This window comes from Roseobacter sp. MED193, from assembly GCF_000152965.1.
Taxonomy (GTDB): Bacteria; Pseudomonadota; Alphaproteobacteria; order Rhodobacterales; family Rhodobacteraceae; genus Pseudophaeobacter.
The window spans coordinates 64,717-73,632 of sequence record NZ_AANB01000012.1 but is presented as its reverse complement, the minus strand read 5'-3'; the positions used below and the strand labels follow the sequence as shown (position 1 = coordinate 73,632).

8 protein-coding genes are annotated in these 8,916 nt (G+C 58.8%); 3 read left to right on the top strand and 5 right to left on the bottom strand.

What is annotated here, in order from left to right; translation table 11 throughout:
* Positions 1-158: 158 nt before the first annotated feature.
* Together MED193_RS01530 and MED193_RS01525 are read left to right on the top strand one after the other, a co-directional pair.
* On the top strand, positions 159-797 hold the full coding sequence (locus tag MED193_RS01530) for a hypothetical protein (RefSeq protein WP_009807861.1): 639 nt from the start codon (positions 159-161) through the stop codon (positions 795-797).
* A 318-nt stretch (positions 798-1,115) separates the two neighbouring features.
* The gene (locus tag MED193_RS01525; protein ID WP_254655412.1) at positions 1,116-2,411 is read left to right on the top strand and encodes a hypothetical protein; all 1,296 of its coding nucleotides are present in this window, start codon (positions 1,116-1,118) and stop codon (positions 2,409-2,411) included.
* On the opposite strand, the gene MED193_RS01520 is transcribed toward MED193_RS01525, so the two are convergent.
* From MED193_RS01520 to MED193_RS01500, 5 genes are all read right to left on the bottom strand, one after another.
* Complete coding sequence (locus MED193_RS01520) at positions 2,408-3,004, bottom strand: SMC-Scp complex subunit ScpB (RefSeq protein ID WP_009807859.1); 597 nt, start codon at positions 3,002-3,004, stop codon at positions 2,408-2,410. The two genes, MED193_RS01525 and MED193_RS01520, sit on opposite strands and share 4 nt — an antisense overlap.
* A gap of 2 nt (positions 3,005-3,006) precedes the next feature.
* The gene (locus tag MED193_RS01515) at positions 3,007-3,891 is read right to left on the bottom strand and encodes a DUF1403 family protein (RefSeq protein WP_009807858.1); all 885 of its coding nucleotides are present in this window, start codon (positions 3,889-3,891) and stop codon (positions 3,007-3,009) included.
* 74 nt (positions 3,892-3,965) lie between these two features.
* On the bottom strand, positions 3,966-5,093 hold the full coding sequence (locus MED193_RS01510; protein WP_009807857.1) for a TniQ family protein: 1,128 nt from the start codon (positions 5,091-5,093) through the stop codon (positions 3,966-3,968).
* The gene (locus MED193_RS01505) at positions 5,090-6,028 is read right to left on the bottom strand and encodes a TniB family NTP-binding protein (protein ID WP_009807856.1); all 939 of its coding nucleotides are present in this window, start codon (positions 6,026-6,028) and stop codon (positions 5,090-5,092) included. The genes MED193_RS01510 and MED193_RS01505 overlap by 4 nt, the downstream gene beginning before the upstream one ends.
* Entirely contained in the window at positions 6,019-7,665 is a 1,647-nt protein-coding gene (locus tag MED193_RS01500; protein WP_009807855.1) for a Mu transposase C-terminal domain-containing protein, read from the bottom strand. The genes MED193_RS01505 and MED193_RS01500 overlap by 10 nt, the downstream gene beginning before the upstream one ends.
* Positions 7,666-7,769: 104 nt before the next feature.
* Between MED193_RS01500 and MED193_RS01495 the strand changes: the two genes are divergently transcribed.
* Positions 7,770-8,900 carry a tyrosine-type recombinase/integrase gene (locus tag MED193_RS01495; RefSeq protein WP_009807854.1) on the top strand — a complete coding sequence of 377 codons (1,131 nt, stop codon included), beginning with the start codon at positions 7,770-7,772 and terminating at the stop codon, positions 8,898-8,900.
* Positions 8,901-8,916 lie beyond the last annotated feature (16 nt).

Below are 8,916 nucleotides of genomic sequence, written 5' to 3'. Positions count from 1 at the left end.
AAGAACTGGATATTTCAATGAGCTGTATTCCTTCGCATGGGCGAGTTAATTGTGTGCGCTGCTTTGCACCCTTGCAGGCCACCGAATTCGACACAACGAGACGCGCGGCACCGGACGGATCTTGGCGCATTACGTCCAATCCCCTCGCTTGGGGCAGCATGGAGCCTGAAATTGTTGTGCTGGGATTTTCAAAAGGGCCAACGCAAACTGGAGCGATGGCCAGCTCACCGCATGACGAGATCGCCTACAAAGGCTCGCGTATGGCTGTGGGCAAAATCTTAGTGCACATAGGCGTCGTTCCACAGCCAGAAAACAGCGATTATCGAGGAATGGTCGACAGGCTGATTTCAGACCGGAACGGCCGTTTCCACTTCGGGTCGCTTGTACGGTGCACTGTCGAACGCTTCGACGAGAAAACTCGCAACTGGAAAGGATCAGGAGGTGGAATGCTTGACAAATTCATGGGGACGCAATTCGGAAATGAGGTCGCGACGAACTGTGCATCGCAGTTCCTCGGTGCGCTACCGACGAAGACGAGGCTCGTCATCATGTTTGGGCTGGGGAGCAAGCTCAATTATATCAGTGCTGCGCGAAAGCTGGTTGAAGCGGCACGCCCAGGAAATTGGCGGATGCTGAACGAGGTCACCTATTCAGATGGAAATCTGACATTTGTTCACGTCGAACATTTTGCATCACAGGGTGCTCTGATTCCAAATTGGCTTGGAATAAATGACCATCCACGCTCAGAGTATGGTCGAAAGTCTCGAGAGGCTGTGCAGGCAGCACTCGCCGACTGAGCTTCTTTGTGTTCGTGGACCGTTTTCGGAGACTTGGGCCCAGCCTCATATATTGAGATTCGATCCGCCTTCGATATTACATTATTGTGCCATGCGTTAGGTTCCGTAGAAGGGCAAAATTGTATCAGTTTTTTGAAAGTTGCTAGTGATCGAATGGTACAAGAACCGCGCAAGCACCGGCAAGCCCATCAGTTTACAAGTTGATCTCAAACCAGCGATCATCGACCCAAATTTCGCCAAGGAACAAGCACAACGATGATAATGACGCAGTTGGACCGACGCAGGTTCGAGGCACTTGCAGGCTATACACGGCACCCGATGATAACACTCATTACCAAGGAACTGGATTGGTTTAGCGACCCGCTCGAGCGAGTGTTGGGCACGTTGGTTTGGGACCGAGTTGACGGCGACTATAGTTGGGCCGTTTTTGCTCGGGACGCGGTTAAGAAATTCCGCGCCATCCAAGCGAACACCTCTTACTCGACATCCCAAGAGGCATACAACGCGCTCATGGCAGCCATGGTAGAAAACTCTCGAAAACCCGATGAGGCATTCCACCAAAACGATGAAGACGGACCAGCCGTGGACTTCTTCACCCCCGCCGTCGACGAAGCTCGCTTTCACCCGTCATTCCAAATACTTCTTGAGGATCAAAGATATTCCCCCGCACGCGAAATAATAGAAGCCATGATGCGCTACCACGAAGACGTGGATGGCAACTTCGTGCAAAAGTTTCAAACGGCAGGCTGGGATGCCCTCCTATGGGAGCTATACCTTTACGCGACATTCAACGAGCTTAGATTTATTCGCGTTGGGACCGGACCCACGCCTGATTTCGTTCTGAGAGGAAACGAGGGTGGCCTCGCCGTTGAAGCCACTAGCGTAAACCCTTCCAATGTTGGACCGAACGATGTGCCGGAGGATTCCGAAGCCTTCAAGGCGTACCTCGAGAACTACGTTCCAATTCGGCTATCCAACGCCCTCAGATCAAAACTCAATCACAAGCCCCCTTACTGGAAACAAGAGGGAGCGGAAGACGTACCCTTTTGCATCGCGGTCCAAGACTATCACCTACAAGGCTCCATGAGGTATTTGACTTCGGCTGCCACCGAGTATGTCTTCGGAGTACGCCACTGGATGGACAGCGGCGAACACAAAATTGCGCGGATTGGGACCCATCGCTACGGGAAAAAGCGCGCACAATCCGGTTTCTTCGACTTGAAAGGCGCTGAGAACGTCAGTGCTGTGATAATCAATCCTCAGGGTACCCTTACAAAGTTCAACCGCCTTGGTATCGCTGCGGGTTTTGGAGACCCGCGCGTCAAAATGGTGCGCATGGGCATGAAACGTAACGACACGAATTCACAAGCACCCTTCCCTACACCATTCGAGGAAGAAGTTGGGCCACAATCTTCCGAGACATGGGTGGAAGGCATGGTGGTCCTTCACAACCCGAATGCCCGTATACCTCTTGATCCAGATATCATTCCGGGTGCGGCCCATGAGTTTCTCCAGAGAGACGGAAGCATTATGTCTTTGCTGCCGGATTTTCACCCATTCGTCTCGCAGAGCATCGTGACAATCGAGGATGATGAGAAAAATGGAACTGACTAACTCGCGAAACGCGTCATTCCCGCATCATCCAACTGCTCCCTGTCGGGTAGGTCACGTAGCGATTCCAAGCCGAAAGCGACAAGGAACTTCTCGGTCGTCACAAAGGTGTAGGGCGCGCCGCGGCGAGGCGCGCGCGGTCCAGTGGTGATCAAGTCGCTGACAAACAACCGCCCAATCAAGTCGCGGCTAATTTCCTTGCCAAAAATGTCCTTGAGCCCGTCCCTTGTGACCGGTTGGTTATAAGCAACAGCAGCCAGCACCGCGACATCAAATTCGTTCAGGTCCAGTAGTTGCTCGCCAACATCCGCCGCTGCCCGGATCGCCGGGGCATAGCTCGACCGCGTACGCAGCATCCAACTGCCGGATACCGCAGCCAACTCATAGGGGCGGTCCGCCAAATCTGCACCAAGATCTTCGATCAACAGCTCGACTGAGGCCTGCTGCCCCACGACGCGGGCCAAATCTTCGCGCGGCACGGGCGTCGCTGAAGCAAACAACACAGCCTCAATCCGGCGCATCCACTCACGCCAACGCAACTCAGCTGGCAAGTCGTCAAGGTCGCGGTCAAAGTCAGGTTCGGGGCGCGTTGCCATTGTCAGACTGCATACAGACGAAACATGTCCCGCCCAGTCAGTTCACGAACGACACCCAGTTCCACTAATCGGTCGCAAAGCCTGCGCGCACCCCTGTCTGACAGTGGCAGAGCCGCAGGCATAACGGCATCACGCATCAAAAACATCTGTACCGCCTCCCCTGCCCCCTTGGCGCGCAGCTTAGGCACTACTGCCTCCAATCGAGCCGTTCTGCGGGCGAGATCATGTGCCAATTGAACTGCCGCTGTTGCTGAGACCACTAAGGATCGGTGACACGACCGTCGAAGCGCGTCCCCAGTCATTCTCAGATCACGCGCCGTTAGATTGGCGGCAAGAAGTGGGACGAGGTGTTCCCAGCCCATTGCCTGCGCAAGCGCTGCGTCCGCAAGGATCAAGGCCACTTCCTCTGCACGCGGAACATCTGACAGCACTGCCTCAATAACCAACGCCGCACGATTGACAGAGCTACCCTGCCCCACATCCAGCCACGCGGCAATCTGACTGGGGTCTTGTGCGGGTATAGCGCGGTGCAACGCCTTGAGTGACACTGGTCTTTCAACAGCACGGCGCCAGCATTGATAGACTTTCCCTGCAGGCCCCGGCACATCGTCGTGCCGCAACAGATGCACCTCGTCGCGCAGTTCCCTTGCGCGCTCTGGACGGCCGCTTAACAGCACGCAGGCCTCGGCTGAAGACAGCGCCAAACGCTCCCTCAGCAAGGTTTGGGGCACATCCTTCCTTCTCACTACAAGATGCAGTGTAGCTAGCGCCGCACCTGACAAAAACGCCACATCTTCAAGGGTTTCCGCACGGATAGAGGTGACCCACGACGGCATCCGGGGTAAGGTGTCACTCGTCGCTTTATGAATTTCAAGTTCGGGCTTCATATCTTAAGTCTAGTTCAAGGCGGCGCTTTTCGCCAGTAAATAGCGCATAAACCGCCGCCTCGTACCGCTCGTAATTATGTCCAATAAGTTTGCATTATCGGACATAGAGCGATAGGCTCCCAAAAAAACTCTTGTCGTTTTAGTTTCATGGGTGGATTCGGCCGAAATCGCCTCTCGCCCTCGAAATTTCCATTTAACCGGTGGACACGCCTCTTGCTCAATCTGTGGACTCGCTCTGCTCCCGCATCAATCGTGCGCTTTCCTTTGCCGGTCCGTAGATCAGGCCCATCCGTGAGCCACGGCAATGGGGCGGCACGCTGGAACAGGACGAGGGCGGCCTCCGGCAGGACAGCGCCGGGCACCAGATCTGCTCCAAAGAGATCATGCAAGATCACCAGCGTCAGAGCCCGCCAGCTCACTGATAGGTGCTGAAGAGGCGCAGACCGACCGACGGCCGCGCGGGCCTCGTAGGGACAATTCCACCCCGATTCATCGTACCAAAGCGCGAGGACGGGCCGGGCCGCACCGTCACGATCAAGTGGCGCCCAAAGAGTGCGAATTGCATGCTCGAGACGATCAAAACGGCCTGGATTACCTCTGACGATCCGGCTGATCTGGCTTTGGAGATCGAGGACGCCTGCGGCGAAATCTGCCTTCAAAGGGTCCTCTGTCTCCCCTCCCCCGCCGGTCAGAATGGCATCGCACTTGCGACAGAAGGGGCGCAGCAGGCCATTCAGCATGCGAAAGGAAAGCCTTAGGCGGCCGAGACAGGCGGGGCAGCGGTCCAGGAGCATGGTCCGGTGCGGCGGGCAAACCACCTGCTCTGCTAATCGCCAATGCCCCCGCAAATAGGCATCTCGACGGGCAGCGACATCCGCATCGAAACAGGCAAGACAGACCGGCACTGTCTCGGTCAGAAACCAATCCTGCGGCCGATCAGGATATCGGGAAGCCAGTGACCTGCGACAAAGCCGTTCCGGATCGACCCTGCAGGCCTTAGCCCAAAGCCTGAGCAACTCCATATCCGGCGCCACATCGTCAACCTGCCGCGCGCCTGCGTTCCTACCCCCCTGCCCCGCCAGGTACACCACCAGCTCAAGAGCCTCCGACCCGTAGCGCGCGGCAACCCGCGCCATCCAGGACGAGAGCAGTTCGTCCATGAACGGACGCGGCGCGACGGGCAGTCGGGCCGACACCATCATGCCCCGACCCGTTGTTGCACGGGCTTGCCCCGCCGCCGAGCGGTCTGGGTCATCGAAACCAGCGGCAGCACCAGATTGTCCCCAAAACTATCCGCGTCGAGGCGCTCCTTGCCCGACCGAACTGCATCTTCCGCCGCCGTCTCGATCAGGCGGAAGATGCGCGCCGTCACACCGGAGGTCAGCTTGTGAATCCGTTCTCTGGCCTCCCCGCTGATCAGATCGGATGCCTCGCGCAAGGGCAGAATGCGTTCGAAACTTTTCAGGAGCCCGGCGAAGGCGGCATCGTTCTGCCAGGGCTTGAGATAGAACGCCTCGAAGCGCTCGGCCAGTTGTGCATCGGTCAGCAGGGCCTGCCGAGCCAGGTCCGTTCCGGCACAAACCAGTGGAATCCGCAGGTCATTGGCCAGAAACCGGATCGCATTGAGAAAAATCCGCTGCTGACGGAAGGTGCCGGCCAGCATGCCGTTCACCTCGTCGAGAATGATCATTTTCGCCCCTACGGTCCGCAGCAGCGACCGGCAGATATCCTTCTCGCGGGCGAGAGTACCGCCTGTCATCGCCGGCGCGCCCATGCTGGCCAGAAGTTCTCGGTAAAGATCGCGCTCGATGGGTTCGGATGGTACCTGCGCGACAACCACCGGGCGGTGGTCAACGCCGGTGATTTGGCTGAACTTCGGCGGGTGGTCGCGTTCAAACTTGCGCACGATCTTGGTCTTGCCCATACCGGTGTCGCCGTAGATCAATAGGCATGGCATCCGGTCACGCGGTGGATAGGTCAACAGGTTCTCCAGACGTGCCAGAGCGGCCCCGGACTGATCGAAACCGATCCAGCGGTCGGCCCGGATCCAGGCAATGCGCTCATCATCCGGCAGCGCCGCAAACCGGCGGTAGGTCGGATCGAGATGTGCAAATGCGGTGCCTTCGTTCACGACCATTCCTCAACTTCGAACCCCGGGTGATCCCTGAGCACGCTCTCGCTTTCCCTGGGCTCCGGACCGGCGTCCAGAGCCTCGTAGGCCCCTACCCCATCAAGCGCTCGGTCCCGTCTTTCAGAAAATCGCCTGGCCTCCCGTGTCCTGCTGCTGGCAGCATCAACCAGGGCGCGTTGTTCCTCGATCACCGCGAATATAAGGTCTTCGTCCTCGAGCGCGCGCCCGCGTTCGCGCAAAATCGCCTGCGCACGGCGATGTTCCGCAAGGGTGATGGACGGATGGCGCAGGTCCGAAAACCGCACAGGATAGCGTTGGCCTTCCGGGCCAAGCACAAAGATCGTCGAGAGATCGCGCGGATCATAAGACACGCGCAATTGGCGGTCTTGCCGACCCGCCCAGAGGCTCAAGACATCGTCCCAATACCGCAGGCCAAAGAGATGGATGCCATCACGGCGCACCATGCGTTCCGTGCTCGGCAGGAAGTCGACCCGGAACCCCTCCGGATCGTAAGGCCGACGCAAAGGTGCCTCGCGTCGCTCATAGGCTTCGTTCCAAGCCGCAACCGGCGGAATCCCGAGCGCACGGTGCCGTTCAGCATGATAACGGGTGATTTCCAGCGCCAGCCAGTGCTCCAGCTCGTCGAGAGTCATCGCCGACTTGCTCACGGAATCGTAGTCGCCACGGTCCTTGATGCTGCTGAAGGTCGAGCCCGGCAGCAGATGGACCGCCCCCATCATCGTGCCGATCAGCCGCTCGATGTGACCGCCGTAATGCGGCGCCCCTATCGGCCGGTACTGCAGCGAAATCCCGTGCTCCTCGGCGCCCCGCTTCATCGCCTTTGAGCGGAACTCCTTGGCATTGTCGACGTGAATGGTCTCCGGCAATCCCTCTGCGGGCCAGTCCGCATCAATACCCAAGCCCTCCAGCCAGTCGAGTTTGGGCTGCACCAGATGCTGAATGGCCAGTGCCACCGACAACACCGACGGAGGCTCCAGCGTCAGATAGAACCCTGCCACCATACGGCTGGCGACGTCGATGGCGAGCGTCAGCCAGGGCCGTTGCAAAGGCTTCCGATGAACCCGATCCACGACAATGACATCCACCAGCGTGTGGTCGATCTGAACCACCTCATAGGCCCGTTCGACCTGATAGCTGCCTGGCACTGGGTGATGGCGCTGGCGAGAAGCCTTAGCGCCCTCACGCGCCGCCGTGAGTTCGGCCGGATCTATCGCCGCCACACGGTCCCGCAGCGTGGTCCAGCACGGGGGACGTAGACCCCTCTGACTGCACCGCCTGCGTACCTCCTTTTGCAGGGCGTTGATGCTTGGCTTCTGGAGGGACTTGTAGAACTCCTCGATCGCCCCCGAAATCACCGCTTCGATCTCGTCAGGCAGCCGACGGCTGCCCGTCGGTGTCCCAACCTGAGCCGCCAGTAATGAGCTGGCGACCGGGCGCGCCTTGTACGCTGAGATCAACTCGTAGAGGCGAGAACGCTTGAGACCAAGATCACGGCATGCCTTAAGGAATTCTGCTCGGTTCGGCGGTGTCTTGCTTGCAAGCCGACGGATCACAGCTTCTCGCGCGACCGCCTGTTCCCACGCAGCATCGTCGACGGCGTTGATGTCTGATCGATCCACCATGGCCAAACCCGGATAATAGGTGTCTTATGTCCGATAAAGAAACTATGATCCGGGAATGAAACAAGAACATGAACACAATAAAATCAATACGTTAGTGTCCACTCATGGAACAAGAACGACAGTCAGAAAACAACGAGAAATCGATCTCAAAGCCGCCAAATGGGCCTTCGGTCAGCGAGAACAACGAGAGAGATCATCCCAGCAGCGAGGCTTTGAGCCTTCCTTCCTTTGTGGCTGGTTCAGGCACGCTCGATCGGCTGGTGGATACCGCGCGCGACTATGCCCGCGCCGCGGCGTCGGAAAACACACTGAAAGCCTATGCAAAGGACTGGGCAAATTTCGCGCGCTGGTGCCGGATGAAGGGCGCGGAGCCTCTGCCCCCCTCCCCCGAAATGATCGGGCTCTACCTTGCGGACCTCGCGTCCGGATCGGGCCCCTTCCCTACGCAGTCGGCGTCCCGACCCCTGTCGGTCAGCACCATTGAGCGTCGCCTGTCCGGCCTTGCGTGGAATTATGCGCAGCGCGGCTTTGCCCTCGATCGCAAGAACCGCCACATCGCAACCGTGCTGGCCGGGATCAAGCGCAGGCACGCGCGCCCCCCGGTGCAGAAGGAAGCGATCCTGGCCGAGGATATTCTCGCGATGGTGGCCACCCTGCCCTACGATCTGCGCGGGCTGCGGGATCGGGCCATCCTGCTCCTCGGCTATGCCGGGGGCCTCCGACGCTCGGAAATTGTCAGTCTCGACGTACATAAAGACGACACCCCGGATTCCGGCGGCTGGATCGAGATCTTCGACAAGGGCGCCCTGCTCACCCTCAATGCCAAGACCGGCTGGCGCGAGGTGGAGATCGGCCGCGGCTCGAAAGATCAAACCTGCCCCGTACATGCCCTCGAGCAATGGTTGCACTTTGCGAAGATAGACTTCGGGCCGATCTTCGTCGGCACCTCACGCGATGGCAAACGCGCCTCAGAAACCAGGTTGAACGACAAGCATGTCGCGCGCCTGATCAAGCGCACGGTTCTGGACGCTGGGATCCGATCCGACCTGCCTGAGAAAGACCGCCTGGCTCTGTTTTCCGGTCACTCGCTGCGCGCCGGTCTCGCCAGCTCAGCCGAGGTTGACGAACGCTACGTCCAGAAGCAGCTCGGCCACGCGTCCGCGGAGATGACCCGCCGCTACCAGCGCCGCCGCGACCGGTTCCGGGTGAACCTGACCAAAGCCGCCGGTCTCTGAGCCCCTGCCCAAGAGC